This window comes from Roseivirga sp., from assembly GCF_965216855.1.
GTDB lineage: Bacteria > Bacteroidota > Bacteroidia > Cytophagales > Cyclobacteriaceae > Roseivirga.
Window position 1 is genome coordinate 2,490,103 of sequence record NZ_OZ244204.1, and the last position, 18,482, is coordinate 2,508,584.

8 protein-coding genes are annotated in these 18,482 nt (G+C 43.6%); all 8 read right to left on the reverse strand.

Annotation, left to right across the window (positions count from 1 at the left end; all coding sequences use genetic code 11):
* Window positions 1-68: 68 nt before the first annotated feature.
* Window positions 69-1,403: a vanadium-dependent haloperoxidase gene (locus tag ACOOEY_RS11150; protein WP_420384791.1), complete on the reverse strand. Its 1,335-nt coding sequence runs from the start codon at window positions 1,401-1,403 to the stop codon at window positions 69-71.
* Between the two features lie 139 nt (window positions 1,404-1,542).
* The gene (locus ACOOEY_RS11155) at window positions 1,543-3,216 is read right to left on the reverse strand and encodes an amidase (protein ID WP_420384792.1); all 1,674 of its coding nucleotides are present in this window, start codon (window positions 3,214-3,216) and stop codon (window positions 1,543-1,545) included.
* A gap of 71 nt (window positions 3,217-3,287) precedes the next feature.
* Window positions 3,288-6,620, reverse strand: a complete 3,333-nt coding sequence (locus ACOOEY_RS11160) for a VCBS repeat-containing protein (protein WP_420384793.1) — start codon at window positions 6,618-6,620, stop codon at window positions 3,288-3,290.
* 26 nt (window positions 6,621-6,646) lie between these two features.
* The gene (locus ACOOEY_RS11165) at window positions 6,647-9,934 is read right to left on the reverse strand and encodes a VCBS repeat-containing protein (protein WP_420384794.1); all 3,288 of its coding nucleotides are present in this window, start codon (window positions 9,932-9,934) and stop codon (window positions 6,647-6,649) included.
* A gap of 6 nt (window positions 9,935-9,940) precedes the next feature.
* The gene (locus tag ACOOEY_RS11170) at window positions 9,941-10,513 is read right to left on the reverse strand and encodes a hypothetical protein (protein WP_420384795.1); all 573 of its coding nucleotides are present in this window, start codon (window positions 10,511-10,513) and stop codon (window positions 9,941-9,943) included.
* Window positions 10,497-13,769, reverse strand: a complete 3,273-nt coding sequence (locus ACOOEY_RS11175; RefSeq protein ID WP_420384796.1) for a VCBS repeat-containing protein — start codon at window positions 13,767-13,769, stop codon at window positions 10,497-10,499. The genes ACOOEY_RS11170 and ACOOEY_RS11175 overlap by 17 nt, the downstream gene beginning before the upstream one ends.
* A 54-nt stretch (window positions 13,770-13,823) precedes the next feature.
* Window positions 13,824-15,350 carry a RagB/SusD family nutrient uptake outer membrane protein gene (locus ACOOEY_RS11180; RefSeq protein ID WP_420384797.1) on the reverse strand — a complete coding sequence of 509 codons (1,527 nt, stop codon included), beginning with the start codon at window positions 15,348-15,350 and terminating at the stop codon, window positions 13,824-13,826.
* Window positions 15,351-15,369: 19 nt separating this feature from the next.
* The gene (locus ACOOEY_RS11185) at window positions 15,370-18,306 is read right to left on the reverse strand and encodes a SusC/RagA family TonB-linked outer membrane protein (RefSeq protein WP_420384798.1); all 2,937 of its coding nucleotides are present in this window, start codon (window positions 18,304-18,306) and stop codon (window positions 15,370-15,372) included.
* Between the last annotated feature and the right edge of the window lie 176 nt (window positions 18,307-18,482).

The window sequence follows — 18,482 nt, forward strand, 5'->3', positions numbered from 1 at the left end:
GGGAAACCCGGGCATAAAAAAAGCCGCTCTCGGAAGGAGAACGGCTTGCATATTTTGTTTAACGAAGCTTACTCTTCATTTTGGCTTAGGGCCTCTTTTCGAAGCTCAAGTTTATCAACCACATAGCCTCCAAGTTTTCTACCTTGGGTTACTCCGTTTTCGATGGCTGGCATATAGTGAATACCTCCATAAAGTCTGCTGATTGCAGCCTCTTCTGAAGCATCTATGAACGAGTCGAATTCTCTTACTGTCAGTCCGTATTTCTCTTCCGTATCATCTCTGAAAGCGAAATCGTCCCCGAAGATAGAAGTCAGAGCCACCGCTGCGGCATTGGAAATAACAGAGTGTCCACTGGTATATTCAGGGAATGGAGGGGTTTGCAGTAAAGGCAACCACTCTTCATCAATGTATTTGTTGATCACTGTTTCTGGACGAATCAGGTTAGAACGGAACTTCTCATCCCAACAGCTGATAAAGCCATCAGCCAAAGCCACTGAAGTCAAGGCATAGGCCTCAGCTGTTTTCATGGCATTGGTGTTTTCCTGCTTACAGGCAATTTTGATGATACCAATCCAGTGCCCACCAGGAGTAATTTTCTTGGTAGCTGCCATTACGTGACCGGTTACGTTCATAACATATGGGTTACAGTCCCAGAAAGAAGCAATTTCTCTCTGCTCCTGAGATAACTCATTTCCGGTTTTATACACTTCCATGACCTCCTGGAAGAACTTGCTGTTCTTGTCCATATTGAACTCAGTTGGTCTTTCAGGAACAAACTGATTAGAAGAGTCAATGGCAAAAGGTCTGATTTGTGTCCAGTGCGGTTCGATGGCCTCAAAGTAACCCGGAGGGGTTGGCTGCCAACGTGTAGGGTCATTGGTTACAGTAAACTTAGGATAGGTACGCGTTTGCTTGTACATATCACCATCTGCCCATTTCAATATGTGAGCTGATACTTCATCACCATAAGCCAAAGAGGCATTGAAAAACTCTTTATTCACTCCTTTACCCAATTCTTTATAAAGCTCTTCGCGATATGATTCCATATCTGCTTCAGAAAAAATAAGGGCTTTGCCAATGTTAATAAAGGCCTGTAATGCGGCCAGGTCATAAGAGACTTCTCCTTTTGGATCGGGAATGGATTCTAATTCATTCAATTGACCGGCAAGGGAGTTGTAACCAGGGTCATTCTTTGCCAATACTTCGTACATGGCAATGCTTGGATAAGCGTAGATTCTGCTGGCTACCGGAGGCGAAAAAATGTCATGGACAATAATATCTGATAGCTTGTCCATGGTCTGATGATATACATCAGACTCAATTGCTAGTTCCTTTACACCACTGTCACACGCGGTAACGGTGATTAAAGCTGTTAGTAGCGTTAATAAAAAATACTTCTTCATCACTAATCCTTTCTTTAGGATTACAAATGTTATGACTATCAGGCATTTGGTCAAGCTAAATCGCGAATAAAAATGTCAGTTTCACTCTATTTCGCGCCATTTTGGGAATGAGGGTTGATTGACTTTTTTCCTCAATTTCTCACTTATTCCCTTTTGAGTAGAATAGGGGCGGATGCTGGTCATCAAATGAGGTGAGCTGCTGGTAGTACCTGGCCAGGTTCAGGATTTTGTCTTCTTCGTAAAGATTCCCGATCAGTGTCATGCTGGTAGGTCTGCCCTGATCATCAAAGCCTGTGGGAATAGAAATGACCGGATGCCCTGTAAGGTTGGTAATCTGCATTTGACGGCTTCGGAAGGTAGGGGCAATAATTACATCGTAATCCCTGAATAGCTGGTTAACCTCTTCAATCAATCTTCTTCTTTCACGATTGGCCTGAAGGTATTCTACAGCCGGAATAAACCGAGCTTGCCTTAGTGAGTTGGCTCTTGAGCCTTCAGTTTGTTCAACCATATTGTCTACTTCTCCGCTTCTTACCAGTTGGTCGAAGAAGGCTCCTGATTCTGCCCGTAGAATAATGTCAAAGGCGCGATAGGGAAATTCCGAAGGTAATTCTACTGACTCAAATGCAGTGTTCAACTCTTTTTTGAGTAATTCAACTGCGGCAATGAGGTTTTTACCTGACTCACTGGTGGAGTCGGAACTAATGTCTTCCTGAAGTATGGCAATTTTGAAGTCTCTCGGATTGGAGGAATTGGTAGCAAAGGGAACGAGGTTGGTTGTCGGGTCTAAAGGGTCTTTGCCATAGATGGCTGAAAGTACAATTTCACAGTCTTCCGCAGAACGACAAATAGGGCCTACTTTATCCATTGACCAGCTGAGACTCATCACTCCATGCCTGCTGATTCGTCCGTAAGTTGGCCTTAAGCCTGTCACACCATTTCGGGTTGCAGGAGAGGTAATGGAGCCAAGGGTTTCGGTTCCCAGAGAAAAGGCTACTAATCCAGCAGAGGTGGCAGACCCTGACCCGGCCGATGATCCACTGGCTCCCTGACTCAGATCCCAGGGGTTTTTAGTCTTTCCACCAAACCAGACATCACCACGCGCCAGGGAACCTGATACTAATTTGGCGATCAGTACGGCACCTTGTTCTTCCAGTCTTTTCACTACAGTAGCAGTGTAGTCGATTTGCTGGTTCCTGTAGGGTTCAGCACCCCAGGTGGTAGGATAGCCTTCAACGGCCATCAGGTCTTTTACCCCATAGGGTATTCCGTGAAGGATGCCTCTGTAATTACCCGAGGCTATTTCCTGATCCGCTCTTCTGGCCTGTTCCAGTGCGAGATCTCGGGTGACAGTGATGACGCTCTGTAATTGACCATCGAACTTTTCAATGCGGTCGAGATAAATATTGGTAAGTCTTTCTGAGCTAAGCTTTCGACTCTTCAGAAGAGAGGCAAGTTCGGGTATGCTCAGGAAGGCAATTTCTTCATCAGTAGCCGGAAGCTGCACATCATTTGGAACAGCCGGGAAAAGGATTTCCTGATTCCCCTGAGGCATAATGAAGCCTGAAGGATGTGGGTCAAAGGTGAGAGCGGGAAAGGTTTCATTGTCTATGGAATACTCTCTCAGGTTATCATATCCGCGCTTGTTCCGGCCCAGATAATTATACATAGTGTCTACAGCTTCATCCTCAAAATCGAGACCGTAGAGTCTTTGAGCAGCATTGATGTCTTTTTTTCTGAAGCCGTATTCTGCGGGTTTACAGCCATAAATTACTAAAGCGATAAGTAGAAAAAGCAGTATTCTCCTTTGCATAGACCTGTCAGGTTGATGAACTATTATCATCAATATGGGATAAAAACTTAAAAGCCTGACACAGAAATCTGTTACTGGTTAGAATTTACTTTCAGTAATACTGCTGAGTCGTTATTTCTAATGGCAATAATGTAGTGGGTGCCGTTCAATTCAATTTTGGCTGCTTTACGGTACTCGCCCCAGCTTTCACCGGTATTAAGTGTATGATCGTCTGTTGGGGTGAATGTACCATCGCCATTCCCTAGCAGCAGCGTGATGGGCTTAGCATCGGCCCTTCCAAAATCGGTTCTAAAGCCATACAGGTTGCCGAAAAGCAACACATCGGGGTTCCCGTCTTCATTGAAATCCTGTGTTACCATATCCATTACCGGGCTGAGCTGCGCTACTTCCGGCATAGCCAATGCTTTGAACTGACCATTACCTTGGTTGATAAATGCCATAGAACGGAACTCAACTGCTGTTTTATGAGGCATCTCAGGGAATTTTTCCCCCAGAATATCTTCAGGGCTTGAGTTTTGGGCATACTCCTGATAATTGGAGTGTAACTTTTTGATAGCCGAAACTTGCTTAATGAGATCATCCCGAGAGGCAAAAGGAGTTTCTTTGCCATTCTGGAAATGGAAAATGAAGGGGTCCGATTGCCCATTGCCATCCAGGTCACTGTAATAAAGAGATACCGGCTCTTCTTTGGAAGCTTTTAACTTGGAGTTCAGTCCCAGATTTCCGGCCAGTAGGTCCGGCTTTCCATCTCCATTGATATCAGTTACCTGAAGACTGTACCACCAGCCATTGAGTGTGGACAATTCGTTTTCTACCAGGCTGAACACTCCCCGGCCATCATTTTGCAGCAACTGAATACCGGTCCATTCACCAGCTATAACAAGGTCCATATCTCCATCAGCATCAAAGTCGATGGCCTCAGCAGCATTGATCATTCCCAGATTCATGAAGAATGGCATTCTGGCTTGCGTCTGGTTTTGGAAGAATCCGCGACCATTGTTCATGAGCAGAAAGTGAGGAGGATTTTGTCCATAGGCTCCTGCTACCACATTTGACCCGACAAATACATCCGGATCACTGTCACCATCAAAGTCAGCGATGGCGGTGGTTCTACCTTGAGAGCCTACTCTGTCCAGTGCTCCCGGAGAAAAGTTGAAATTGCCTTGCCCGTCATTCAGGTAAATCCTGTCATAAGTGAAGAGATGTCCATCCTGAAATTCATTTCCTCCACTGATAATGTAGAGGTCGAGGTCGTTATCACCATCTACATCGAGGAACTCGGCAGAAATATCTTCGGCTCGTTGTAGCTGCTCGAAGACCACCTCAAGTTTACGTTCCATGGTGCCATCTCTCTTCTGAATCCAGAGTTCTGCCGGCTGATCTTTGGCTCCGCCAAAATAGATATCGTCTAGTTTATCTCCATTGACATCTCCAACGGCCATAGCAGGTCCTTCATGGGCGTATTTTCTAGGAAGGAGATACTCTCTGAGATGATCGTCAAATTCATCTTCCCTGTGCTTGTAATCTATGCCTGAGCGGGCAATGCTCAGGTAGGTTTGAGTCTTGCTGCCAGTATCAATCTTACCCTCTTCCGCCTCATTGTAATCGATCACAATGGTCTGATTAATTTCTTGTTTTTCTATGTGCTGTGTTTTGCCATCAGGCCATACCACTTCCAGGCTCACAGGTCCTTCTGTTTCTCCTAAACCAAAATGTAGCTCGGGGCTGGTACTTGACTGAAAACCTCTTGAGTTGAAGTTCTCACGGTAGAACATTTGCTCATAGGATGTCACATAGACTTTGGCTCCAATACCGAAGGCATTGAACCGAGGTCCTTTGAATCTAATGTTGAGATAGCCGTTGGTCTTTGGCGATTGATTTTCATAAAGGAATACTTCCTGCTCGAGGTTGTTGATAATCAGGTCAAGGTCGCCATCATTATCCAGGTCGGCATAAGTGGAACCATTGGAGTAAGAGGGTTCTTCGAAGCCCAATCTCATGTCCTTGATCTGGCTGTCGAACCGACCTTCTCCCTTATTCAAGCCGGCATAGTTTGGGATCTTTAGCGTTGGCAGAGAATTGATTCTGGCTTGTTCGAGTTCATCGTCTTCCATAGAACCGGGATTGCTGTTCATGTAGTTGACAAAATCCAGGTCATTAGGTCTTTTATAGATGCCATTGGTGATGTGAATGTCTTGCAAACCATCATTGTCCATGTCGAAAATGAGGGGAGACCAGCTCCAGTCAGTAGCAAAGTTGTCGGAGAAAAGGCTGATATCTGAGAACATACCATTTCCGAGGTTTAGCTGTAAGGTGTTTCTTACATACTGGTCGCCATAACCGAATTGCTCTTTGATGCGGTAGACCTCTATTTTATCTTCCCCGATAGATTTTTTCCAGATTTCCGGATCATCAGGCAGCATGTCTGTGGTGAAAATATCTACCTGAGCGTCATTATTGATATCAGCCACAAAGTTACCCATGGAAAAGCGGCTGGTATGCTGAATATGTGATTCGAGCTGTTCTTTGAAAGTTCCGTCTTGTTGATTGAAGTAGAGGTAGTCGTTTTCAGCGAAGTCGTTAGAGACATAAATGTCTGGCCAGCCATCTTTGTTAATATCACTGATGCCCAGTCCCAGACCGAACCCAAGAGCACTGGAATAGATTCCGGTTTCAGGGGTTACATCGATGAACTTGTCTTCTCCCTGAGCCAGTTGATTCTGGTAAATTTTGTCTCCCCCGGGAATATTTTCAAAGCGTTCGTTGATTGGCACAAATACCTCCGGGTTTTTGATGGAGTGGTTCAGCAGGTAGAGATCAAGATCTCCGTCATTGTCATAGTCAAAGAAGGCGGAATGTGTAGAGAACCCGACAAAGTCAAGGCCATAAGCCTCGGCCTGCTCGGTAAAAGTGCCATCCTGATTATTGATGAAGAGCTGATTTCTTCCTTTAGCGTCTTTATAATCTCCTACCTGACATAAGTAGATATCCAGATAGCCATCTCCGTTTACATCGGCCATGGTAGCTCCGGTTGACCAGTTGCCAATTTCGCTTATGCCGGAAGATTGGGTGATGTCTTTGAACTTGAAGTTACCTTCGTTGAGATATAACCGATTGGGTTTTTGGTTAGCGGTGAAATAGAGGTCAATCAGTCCGTCATTGTTGATGTCTCCTGCTGCTACACCTCCGCCATTGTAGAAATAGAGGTATTCAATAATGTTGAAGTCGGGCGACTCTGTCAGGGTATTGGTAAAATCAATGCCTGACTCTTCAATAGGAACACGCCTGAACAGAGCCGGTTGGTCTTTTTCTTCGGAACACGATGAAATGAGTATGCCCCCTAAAAAGATTCCCAGCCAGACAGCATGAATCCTGTTACCTATACCTGTATTTCTATTTTTCAATGAATGCGGTTTTAGCTGTGAAAGGTTTAGTACTTCAGTTTTACTAATTCCTCATTGTTTCTGGCTACGATGACAAAGTCATTGAATACGGCAAAGTCACGCACTTCACCATGAACCAGAAATCCTTCTTTAGGTTGAGCCGCAGTAAAATTACCCTGGCCATCATTTTTCAGGAACGTGCCATAACTGGCATCGTATCGGCCAACTTCTGGTTTCACAGAGTAGAGGTTTCCTCCCAAAATAATATCAATATCACCGTCACGATCAAAATCTCCGGAGGCAATGGCATAAACCGGGCTGATCTGAGCCTGTGCCGGTAGTTCTCTGCTTTCGAACTGCATGTTGCCCTGATTAATGATCAACCTGCTGGTCATTTCAGTGGCCTTAAGTTCCAATACGTTCTGCATTTGATCGGCCGAGAAGATGTCGGTTATACTCATGTCTTTGAATGAGGTATAGTCAGGCAATACTTTTTTCAGTCCTTTAATCTGGTCGATCAGGTTATGCCTCAATCCATAAGGGTAAGCTTTTCCATCGGTCATATACTTCGATAAAATTGGGTCCAGGGTACCGTTACTGTCAAAGTCTTTTACGAATAGAGAGATAGGTTCGTCTTCAGTGGCTTTGAAACGACTGTTAAGGCCATGGTTACCCACTATGAAGTCCATGTCTCCATCGTTGTCGATGTCTGCCGCATGAATTACATTCCACCAGCCCTTGAGTGATTCCAGGTTGGCAGGGGTACTTTTGACAAACTTTCCATTTTCACTGATGAAAATTTCGATACCCATATACTCACCTACTACGACCAGGTCAGGAGTTCCATCGGCATTTATATCTGTGAATAAGCTGCCGGAGATCATTCCGAGTTTTCTGAGCTCTGGGCCCTGGGAATCGGTTACATCCGTAAACTGTCCTTTGCCATCATTTTGAAGTAAGAAGCCATCGCCCGGCACACCATGCTGCATAGGCTTGCTACCTTCGCCTACAAAAAGGTCTATGTCTCCGTCACCATCAAAGTCAGCGGCTGCAACGGTGGAGGAGCTTACATATCGTGAAGCACTTGGTAGAAGTTGTTGTGCCGACCTGGTGAAATTACCTTTTCCATCATTGAAATACATGCGATCTTCAAAAGCTGAAGAACTGGAAGAAAACTCGATACTTCCACTACAAACATAGAGGTCTAAGTCACCGTCACCATCTGCATCGAAGAGCACACTTTGAGCATCTTCAGAGATAGCATCTTTGGCAAATTGGTTGGATGTAGTTTCTGTGAATCCGTCTGCTGTTCCCAGAAGTATGGTCCCCTCATGGTCCTTACTTCCTCCGACATAGAGGTCAGGAATGCCATCACCATTCACATCACCATGAGTAACTTTTGGTCCCATGGTACTCTTCATAAGAAAGAGAGAGCGGTCTACATCGAAGTCTACAAAGTTGTTTTCTTCATGTTTGAAGTTAATGTTGAGAGCGGTCTGGTTGAATACGGAGTTAGATGTTCCATCTTCGGTATCGAGTGTCATATCATCTGCTTCCGCTTCAGAGAGGATCATTCGCTGGTTGGGCTGAACATTGTTCAGCATAGTCATTTTACCTGATGGCCAAACGACTTTCACATTGACCGGAGCATCTGAGGCTAACCCAACGAATGGTCTTGGGTCTACGCTCGACTGAAAACCTCTGGTTGGCTGTTGCTCGATATAATGGGTTTTATCGCCTGATTCGATCCAGATTTTAGAGCCAATGGCCCAGGTATTACTTCCTTCTCCCTTCAGGGTAAAAGCGATATAATTATTGCTGGCTTTCTTTTCGGAATTATTCCTGTAGAGGAAAGAAGGCATATTTACATTGTTCACTACCAGGTCAAGGTCTCCGTCATTATCTAAATCACCATAAGCTGAACCATTGGAAAAGCTTGGTGTAGCCAGGCCATAGGTTTCGGTTACGTCTTCAAACCTGATTCCGTTCTGGTTTTTATAAGCGAAATTCTTGATAGGGTTAGAAGGAATAATGTCGATCAGACTTTGGTAGTTAACCCCGTTTTTGCTCACCATGGAGCTGATAATTTCTTCACTTGAAGCGTATTGTAAATAGTCCTGATCAGTCAGATCTTTATAGATACCATTGGCCACATAGAGGTCTTTATAGCCGTCATTATCCATATCGAAGATAAGGGCTCCCCAACTCCAGTCAGTGGCTTCAACACCGGCCATACGACTCATTTCTGAGAAGTTACTTCCATTGTTGATTTGGAAAGTGTTTCGGGTAAACTGATGGTAGTAGCCATTATTGAGGCCGTACTGATAGCGGTTCCAATCTTCGAACGTGGTTACTGTTTTCAGGCGCTCGTAGTCGTTCGGAAGCATTTCCGTGACAAACAGATCATTGTTGCCATCATTGTTAATATCGGCCATATCTGCACCCATTGAGGCACCACTGATGGAGTTCATTTTCTCTGTCAGTACCTCATCGAATGTGCCATTATGCTGATTGATGTACAGGTAATCTCGCTCAAAGAAATCGTTCGATACGTAGATATCATCCCATGAGTCTCCGTTGACATCGCCAACCGTAACACCTAATCCAAACCCGATAACAGAACCATAAATTCCGGCTTGTTCACTGATATCATAGAACTTACCATCTCGATTTTCCATCAGTTTATCTCCGCCCAGGACATCTCGTTTTGGTCGCTCATTTCTTCTTAGGTCAAAGCTACCAATAGCCTGATAGGAATTGTTGAGGATATAGACATCGAGGTCACCATCTTTATCGAAATCAAAGAAAGAGGCATGAGTGGTATAGCCGGGGTCAGCCAGGCCATAGTCGGCTGCAGATTCTACAAAGGTCAGGTTGCCCTGGTTGATGAAGAGTTCGTTTTGTTTGTTATCTCCCTGTACATCACCAGAGTTACACACGTAAATATCTAACAGGCCATCGGCATTTACGTCTACCATAGTCACTCCGGTAGACCAGGCCCTGTTACCTGCCGTGCCGGAAGCTTCTGTAATATCTTCGAATTGAAAGTTGCCTTTATTGAGATATAGCTTGTTAGGAAGCTGATTGGCCGTCATGTAGATATCGGGTAAACCGTCATTGTTGATGTCTCCGATGGACACACCACCACCGTTGTAAAAATTCCGGTAGGTATAAATATTAAAGGCGCTATCGTAGGCCAGCTTGTTTTCAAAGCTGAAGCCTGTAGCCTCTGCATTCATCATGCTAAAAAGAGGCTCTTCTTTTTCTTTAGACTTGCAAGCTGCCAGGCCATAGAGGCAAAAAATCAGTACAGCTATTTTATTCAAGGTCTTCATAAAAAATTATTTAGTCGCAGTCAGGTCTGCGAGTTTTACTTGTACAACTTCTTCATCTTTCCACTTCAAGGCAATTCTACGGTTGCCATCAACCTTTACCCATACCGTTTGAGATTCATCTTCATCTGGTAACTCCATGAATTGATTACCACCATACCACTTGAGCAGGGAGTCTTTCAATACAGGGATCAATTTATCGGCATGCAGGTCTTTGTTCCAGGGAGACCATGCCTTATACCGATACTCCATATCCATTCCAATGATTTTGTCCTGCTCATCGAAATCCGGATAAAAGAACATTTCAATAGATTCAAGTGGACTATTTGGCCCTTTGATTTCACATTGAACATAGTTCTTTCTATTGGCTGCCTGGAAAAGGCCTTCGATATTCATCTTTCTGCAATGATCGAAGAATTCACCTTTAGGCTGCCCAAAGCTAATGCCATAAAAGAGGGAGTCATATCGTACACCCCTGGCCAGCTCTTCATTTAATGTCTTACTGTATTCCGACTGACAAGACCACACGAACAGGCCAAAACCAATAACAAATAAAACCTGAACACTAATTCTTCTTCTCATAAGTCAACAACGGTCCATTGTTAATGATAAAGAGGTATTTGTCTTTACCATTGAACGAGGTTTTTTTAATGTGTCTAATTTGGCCATCAATATTCAAAAATTCCAGTCTGGAGCTATTGAATCCATCTTTTGAGCCAAATAAAATTAAGCCTTTCAGGGCATCATATCTACCAAATTGAGGCTTTACCAAATACTGGTTTCCTCCCAGTATAATATCTGTTTCATCATCATTGTTCAGGTCATCTGTTTCGATGGCGTAAACAGGGCCGTACTGAGCTTCTTTAGGAAGTGCTTTGAATGTAAACTGCCCGTTTTCATTATAGAAGATACCGGTTCTTCTTTCGTCTACTTCATAGATCTTAGTATTGGCTAATACTTCTTTAGTGAAGAGTTGATCTATGCTTTTATCAGCATAATCTTCGAAGTAAACCAGCTGCTTTTTAAGTGACGGAATTTGTCGGATGAGTTCATCCTTATCTACGATAGGGTAGTATTTTCCATCGATGTTCTCACAGAAGATTTGTTCCTTGGTACCATTCTGATCATAGTCATTAATATACATTCTGGTACCTGATTTCAGGAAGCTATTTTCACCATGGTTTCCGGCAATAATATCCAGGTCACCATCACCGTCTACATCTGCCACTTTCAGGGTATGCCACCATCCTCTTAGTGGTTGGATGCTTTCTGATTTCTCAAGCTTTCCATTATTGTTTTCAAAGATCTGGACAGGCATCCAGTCTCCAGCTAAGATCAGGTCCAGGTCGTTATCTCCATCAATGTCTGACCAGGCAGATGAAGTGATCATTCCGGCTGTCAGGAGTTCAGGAGCAACATTTTCTGTAATATCCGTGAATTGACCCTTTCCATCATTTTCAAATAGGAAGGCTCTTCCTCCTTCACCATAAGTGAATGGATCGAAACGTTCTCCGATAAACAGATCCAGATCGCCATCATTGTCGAAGTCTCCGGCAGATACTGTGCTATTGCTATAGTATTTAGTAAATGGAAGTGCATAAGGTGAAATTGAAAAATTACCTTTTCCGTCATTCAGATACAGCCGGTCCATCAGGGCTGAGGAACTTGGGCTAAAGGCTCTTCCACCACTGGTTACATAAAGGTCCTGATCACCATCGCCATCTGCATCGAAGAAGGTAGCGGCAACATCTTCTGATATTTCGCTTTCCGTGAGTGCGGCACTTTCTGTTTCCACATATGATCCGTTTTGACTGAGGAAGAACATGCCGGAAATGTTCTTAGCACCTCCTACGAACAAGTCGTTAATCTGGTCTCCATTGATATCGCCCATGGCGATAGCCGGGCCTTCATTTTGATACATTTCAAGGAGTAGTCTCTCTCTGTCGAAGTCGACAAACAGATTTTCTTCATGGGTGTATTTTATAATGTCTTCAGCCTTTTGCAGTGCTTTGCCTGAACTTCCGGAACGATTAAGTTTTGGCAGAGTGGTTACTTCCGGCTTCGTAATTTCATGCAATTGATTGGATGCCACATTTTCGTAGGTACTCATGGTACCATCGGGCCAGGTTATTCTCATGGAGTCCAGGAACTGATTGCTACCCACTCCAATATGGATGCGCGGATCGACAGAGCTTTGGAAGCCCCTCGATGGGAAACTATAGGCAGAATAGTGAAGGTCGCCCGACCAGGCTTGCACAAAAGAGCCAACCGCCAGTTTGTTACCAGACTTCGGATCTCTAAGTGCCAATCTCAATGAACGATTGTTTAGGGTATCGGTATTGTTCCTGTAAACAAAGGCCGGCATGTTGACATTGTTGATGATCAGGTCGAGGTCACCATCATTGTCGAGGTCACCATAGGCGCTTCCATTGGAGAAAGTTTCTTCTTCAAGGCCTTCTGTTTCGCTTATATTTTCGAATTCGAAGTCTCCCTTATTCTTGAACAGGGCATTTCGAACGGGTTTAGATGGCATGACATCAATCAGACTGGTAATCACATCTTCGTCATTTCTGATCATAGACCTGATTCTTTCTTCATCGGCCATGTAGTTCAGGTAGTCTCTATCGAGCAGATCTTTATAAATACCGTTGGAAACAAAGATGTCATTGAGGCCATCGTTGTTAGAGTCGAAAATGAGGGTTCCCCAACTCCACTCCGTAGCGGAGACTCCGGCAAACCGACCAATTTCCAGGAACTGACCGTCTCCCACATTACGCTGAAGTACATTTCTAGGGAATTGATGATAATAGCCCTTTGAGGTGTTCAGGCTGTATTTGTCCCATGATTCATAAGTGGCCTTTGTTTTTCTTCGGGAGAGGGTGGAGGGTAACATTTCGGTTACCATAATTTCAGGCAGACCATCATTGTTCAAGTCGCTGGCATCGGCTCCCATAGAACCCATACTCAGGCTTTCGAAATAATCTTCAGATTGTTCTGAAAAGGTGCCATCCTGGTTGTTGATATAGAGGTAGTCTTTTTCAAAAAAGTCATTGGAAACGAATATATCAGGCCAGCTATCCTGATTATAGTCAGATAAGGTAATACCTAATCCGAAACCAATATCTGAATTGTAGATTCCTGCTTCTCTGCTTACATCCGTAAAGAATCCATTATCGTTTCTGAGGAGCTTATTTCCAGCATTGTCGGCACTGGGGATTTCTCTTTGTCCCTGGATGATTTCCTGTCCAATTCCAACAGATTTGAAGGAGTTGGTGAGAAGATAGCAGTCGAGGTCGCCATCTTTGTCATAATCAAAAAAGGCGGCATGTGTTGAAAGGCCATTGAAGTCGAGGCCGTATTCAGCAGCGGCTTCTTTAAAGGTGCCATCTTGCTGATTGATGAGGAGTTCGTTTTTTCGACCGGCTTTGTCACTTGGAGGACCTGACTTACAAATGTAGAGGTCGAGCCAGCCATCGGCATTAATATCTACAAAGGTGGCTCCGGTAGACCAGAATTCTGAACCTGTGGCACCGGCTTGTTCTGTAATGTCTTCGAATTGCCAGTTCCCTTTATTGAGATAGAGTTTATTTTCTACAATATTTCCCGAAAAGAAAATATCGAGTAAGCCATCGTTATTGATATCACCAAGGGCAACACCGCCTCCATTGAAGAAATTACGGTAAGTATAGGGGTTAAGTTCTTCGGAATAATCAAGCGTATTGGTAAAGGTGATCCCACTTTTTTGAGGGTCGACTTTCTCAAAAAGGGTGGCATTTTTCCTGTCAGAGCAAGACCAGATAAAGGCCAGTGCAAAAAATAAAATAACAGTCTTTTTCATACAAAAATGGGTTGCCGAATCGACAACCCATTTTAATCAATTCTATACTAAATTCTAATTATATCCTGAGTTCTGTGTCAGGGTTCCGTTTGAAGCAAGAATCTGCTCATTAGGAATAGGGAATACCTTTCTGAAATCATCAGAATGAGAAGGTTTTTCCCACCATGCAGCACCCCATCTGTCGAATCTGACCAAGTCAGTTCTTCTTAGTGATTCCTGGAAGAATTCACGTCCTCTTTCAGCAAGGAATTCACCTGCATCAAGAGAAGTGTAAGCGGTAGCACCGGCTCTGTCTCTTACCATGTTCACCAACATCAATGTAGTAGCATCACTCCAGTTACCAGTCAATCTGGCCTGAGCTTCAGCTTTGTTCATGATTACTTCAGCATATCTGAACAAAGGATAGTCATTATCCATGTTAGATCTACCTTTCAACTTGAAGCTGAATTTAGCCATTCTGGCACCTGCCTGACGGCTTCCACTTGGAGCCAACTCATTGATTGCAGGAGTATAGTTAATTGGAGCACCATCAGGATCTGCCGGATCGAAGGCAAGGTCAAGAATTGGAGCACCATTTACGTCAAACTGAGGACCAGCCAGGAAACTAGCTGCTTTTCTCTCATCAGTGTCTGCGTAAGAGTTATAGAACTCTTCCAGAGTTGAATAACCATTCCAAGGCTGCTCAGCTAATCTATAAGTCAACTGGCTTGGATAGTGAAGTGTCATCTGAGAGAAGTTCATACCTCCACCAGTCTGCTCATCGAAAGGAACAATCCAGATGTGCTCAGGATCGTCTACGTTAGCAGGACCAAACACACTACCGAAGTTATCAGTCAGGCTATATACACCAGAGTTGATTACCATATCAGCAGCAGCAATAGCATCTGCATAACGAGGAGTACCAATATAAGCTTCAGCGTTCAGGTACATTCTTGAAAGGAAAGCATATGCACCCATATCACTTACTCTACCATACTCTTGTCTTCCTGAAGGAAGGTTAGGAATAGATTGAGTCAATTCAGTTTCAATGAAAGTGAATACTTCCGCTCTTGTAGCCTGTGGAGCATCAACACCAGGAGTAGTAACGATTTTTACTCTTCCGAATACGTCCATTAATCTCCAGTACCAGTAAGCTCTTAGTGTTCTCAATTGAGCTTCACCAGCAGCATCCTGACCATCAGCAATCAGACGGTTACATTCGTTGATAGCACCATAAGCGGTGTTCCAGAAGTTGTTCAAAGCAGGGTGAGTAGAAGTCCACTGGTGTCTGTGCATATCCAGCCAGATACCACCATCAAACCAGTCACCACCTTTTTGAGTAATTACAGCCTCGTCAGTAGAAACTTCCTGAATTGAGAAGTAGCCGTTGTGACCTGCTGTACCACCAAACAATCTGTTGAAAGCAGCCGCAAGACCATCATTAGGCTGGGCTTTGTTCACGTTGTTGCTTACACCGACACCAGGGTTATTCGGGTCGAAGTCTTCTGTGAAACCATCTTTGATTTCCTCTTCTAAATCTGTACACGCACCTATGGCGAACACGGTAAGCGCAACAGCAAATAGTTTAAATATATGTTTCATATTCTTTGTCTTTTCTTAATTAGAAACCAACGTTTACACCAAATGTGAAGGTTCTTGCAGAGAAATAGTTATTTCTTCTGTCAATACCTGGTACAAGTGGGTTCGGAGTACCAGCAGTACCACCGTTATCAACTGGTCCTGAATCTTGCAATGAAGGATCAGGATCAATACCAGTATAGTTGGTGATTACGAATGCATTCTGAACACTCAGATAAAGTCTCAGGTTGCTGAACATGCTGTTGTTAGTCATGTCGAAGTTGTAACCCAAAGTAGCGTTGTCCAATCTGAAGAAGTCAGCTTTCTCAACATAAAGTGAGCTGTACTGAGCAACTTGCAATTCAGGAATCTGAAGATCAGTTTTTGTTCTGTTATAAGAGTTAATGGCTCCCGGATCGATTGGCTCATAGAATGCTCTGAAAGTATTCACTAAGCTATGACCGAAGGCTGCTCTGAAGAACATGTTCAAATCCCAGTTACCATAAGTCATTTGGTTAGTCCAACCCACCTCTAGTGTTGGAATACCATTTCCTAATTCCTGGAAGTCAGCATTATCATCTAGTGCCTGAGCTGGGTCAGAGTTGATTTGACCGTCACCGTTAATGTCTACGAAGATTGGTCTACCTTCAGCATCTACGTTTCCTGAGAATACAGGACCCCAGATCTGACCAATTCTCTCACCAACTGCTACACGTACCATGTTAGTACCGTTTTGTCCCGGAGAACCAAGGTTACCCAATACTTGCTCTTCAATGACGAACTCCTCAAGAGTAGTTGCATAAGAAGAAAGTACGATACCAGGAGACCAAGAGAAGTCACCGCTACCAATTCCTGAGTAGTTCAATGCAACTTCAATACCTTTAGTATTCAACTTACCGGCATTTTCATATCTCAGGTTAGTACCGAATACGGCTGGATCAACAGTTCTTTCAAGAATGAAGTCGTTGATGTCTCTTGAATATACATCTACTGTACCGTTCAATTTGCCACCGAGTAAACCGAAGTCAAGACCTAAGTTGATCTCAGCTTTTTCTTCCCATTTCAGATCAGGGTTACCAGCTCTGTTGAAAGAAACAGAACCACCACCACCAAATCCGTAAGAGAATGAATCCTGCGCAAGACCTGAAGGTCCTGGTAATGAACCAGTCACACCATAACCAGCTCTGAATTTCAACTGGCTGAATGCAGCAAGATCAAGATATTGAAGCAGGTCAGCACCTACACCAAATGCAGGGAAAGTACCCCATTGGTTTTCTTCACCAAGCTTGGTAGAACCTTCTCTTCTTACTGAAGCGTTGATAAAGATTCCGTTATTCAGGTTGAAGTTAACTCTACCGAAGAATGCAATAATTCTGTTTTCCGGAGACTCATAGCTGAATAAGTTCACGTTAGCACCATCACCAAGAATGTTACCTGATGAACCGATGATGTTGTATCCTAATTCGTTGCTAGGGAAGTTACCAGCGTCCATTCCAAAGCCACTGAATTGCTCTTCCTGGAATGAATAACCTGCAGAAATAGTCAGGTTAGCGTTATCGAAATCTTTTACGAATGAACCGTAAGTTTCAAACAATGTAAATCTACTCTCATCAGCTCTTCTGGAAGCTAAACCAGTTCTGTTAAAACCTCTGAATAGTGAGTTAGATGGGTAGAAAGTACCTTGTGTAGAAGTAGAGTACTGCTGAGCGTAGTTAGCAGTCCAGGTGAGGTCAGGAAGAACCTCATAGCTCAATTGAGTATTGAAGTTCAAGTTCTTTCTCTGTCCTTCATTTACGTTTTGCTCGATAATGGCAACAGGGTTGAAGTTATCAAACAAGATGGCCTGGAAGTAGCTACCATCAGGGTTTAAGATTGGAGCAGTTGGGTTGAATAGTGCAGCATATCTTAATGCTTCATTGAAACCAAACTCTTGCTCTCTGTTAGTCATTGAGATGTTGAACTTAATGTTCAATTTATCATCTAAAGCGTAGTGATCTACGTTGGCTCTGGCATTGATCTGATCGAAACCTGAGTTTTTCAGGATACCATCAATGTTTCTGAAGTTAGTAGAAACACGGAAAGTGGTGTTTTCTGAACCACCTGAGATCGCAATGTTATGAACGTGAGAGAAGGCTGAACGAGTCACCTCATCTTGCCAGTCAGTTCTTGAACCAAGATCGTTACCACCTGCAGCAATATACTCATCTGGAGTCATTACCGGCTGGAAGTTGAAAACGTTATCGTTGGCAACATAACCGTTATAAGATGCCTGAAGACCTCTTCCGCCTCTGTCGCCAGACTTGGTAGTAACAAGGATTACACCGGCAGAACCACGAGAACCGTAGATCGCAGCGGCAGAACCATCTTTCAATACGTTTACAGACTCAATATCATTAGGATCAACGTTGTCAAGGGATGCACCAATAACACCATCAATTACGACTAATGGCTGAACATTGGCACCAACTGTTGAAATACCTCTTAAACGAATAGTAGAACCGCTGTTAGGGTTACTACCTTTGTTGTAGATACTCAAACCAGGTACTTTACCTTGTAAGAGTTGAGTCGGGTCGTTAACGTTACCTTTGTTAAACTCTTCAGCGTCAAGGGCAACAACTGAACTTGTGATCTCTTTCTTTTCCTGAGATCCGTAACCTACCACAACTACTTCGTCTAGCTCAGCATAATCTGGCTCTAGAGTTACGTTTATGGTAGTTTGATTACCCACTAGTACCTCTTTGGAGATATAACCCACAAAAGAGAACACTAGCGTTTCATTCGATGATACCTCGATGGTGTAGTTTCCATCCAGGTCACTAGGTACACCTCTTGTTGTACCTTTCACCGTAATGTTTACGCGCGGAATGCCGAGTCCGTCATCCGCTCCTGTTACCTTACCGGTAACCGTTCTTGTTTGTGCCAGTAGTGCCCCTTGGAAACCAACCGACAAAACGAGAAGGAGTAGTAAAAACTTTTTCATACAATCATTTTTAAGTTTACTTGATTAGAGCCACGAGTGGCCCAAAAAGTGCAATCGAATGCTTAAAGTACAATTCCTAAAGCGCAATTTCTAGGTATATAAAGTTAAAATTAACGCAAACGTTTGCAAAATTTAACACTAAGGTTATATCTCAAATGGTATCAATCAGTTATAGA

Excerpts from the sequence above, each read along its gene's own strand:
- ACOOEY_RS11150 (WP_420384791.1), bottom strand. The coding sequence starts at position 1,403 with ATGAAGAAGTATTTTTTATTAACGCTACTAACAGCTTTAATCACCGTT.
- ACOOEY_RS11175 (WP_420384796.1), bottom strand. The coding sequence starts at position 13,769 with ATGAAAAAGACTGTTATTTTATTTTTTGCACTGGCCTTTATCTGGTCT.
- ACOOEY_RS11165 (WP_420384794.1), bottom strand. The coding sequence starts at position 9,934 with ATGAAGACCTTGAATAAAATAGCTGTACTGATTTTTTGCCTCTATGGC.
- ACOOEY_RS11170 (WP_420384795.1), bottom strand. The coding sequence starts at position 10,513 with ATGAGAAGAAGAATTAGTGTTCAGGTTTTATTTGTTATTGGTTTTGGC.
- ACOOEY_RS11185 (WP_420384798.1), bottom strand. The coding sequence starts at position 18,306 with ATGAAAAAGTTTTTACTACTCCTTCTCGTTTTGTCGGTTGGTTTCCAA.
- ACOOEY_RS11155 (WP_420384792.1), bottom strand. The coding sequence starts at position 3,216 with ATGCAAAGGAGAATACTGCTTTTTCTACTTATCGCTTTAGTAATTTAT.
- ACOOEY_RS11180 (WP_420384797.1), bottom strand. The coding sequence starts at position 15,350 with ATGAAACATATATTTAAACTATTTGCTGTTGCGCTTACCGTGTTCGCC.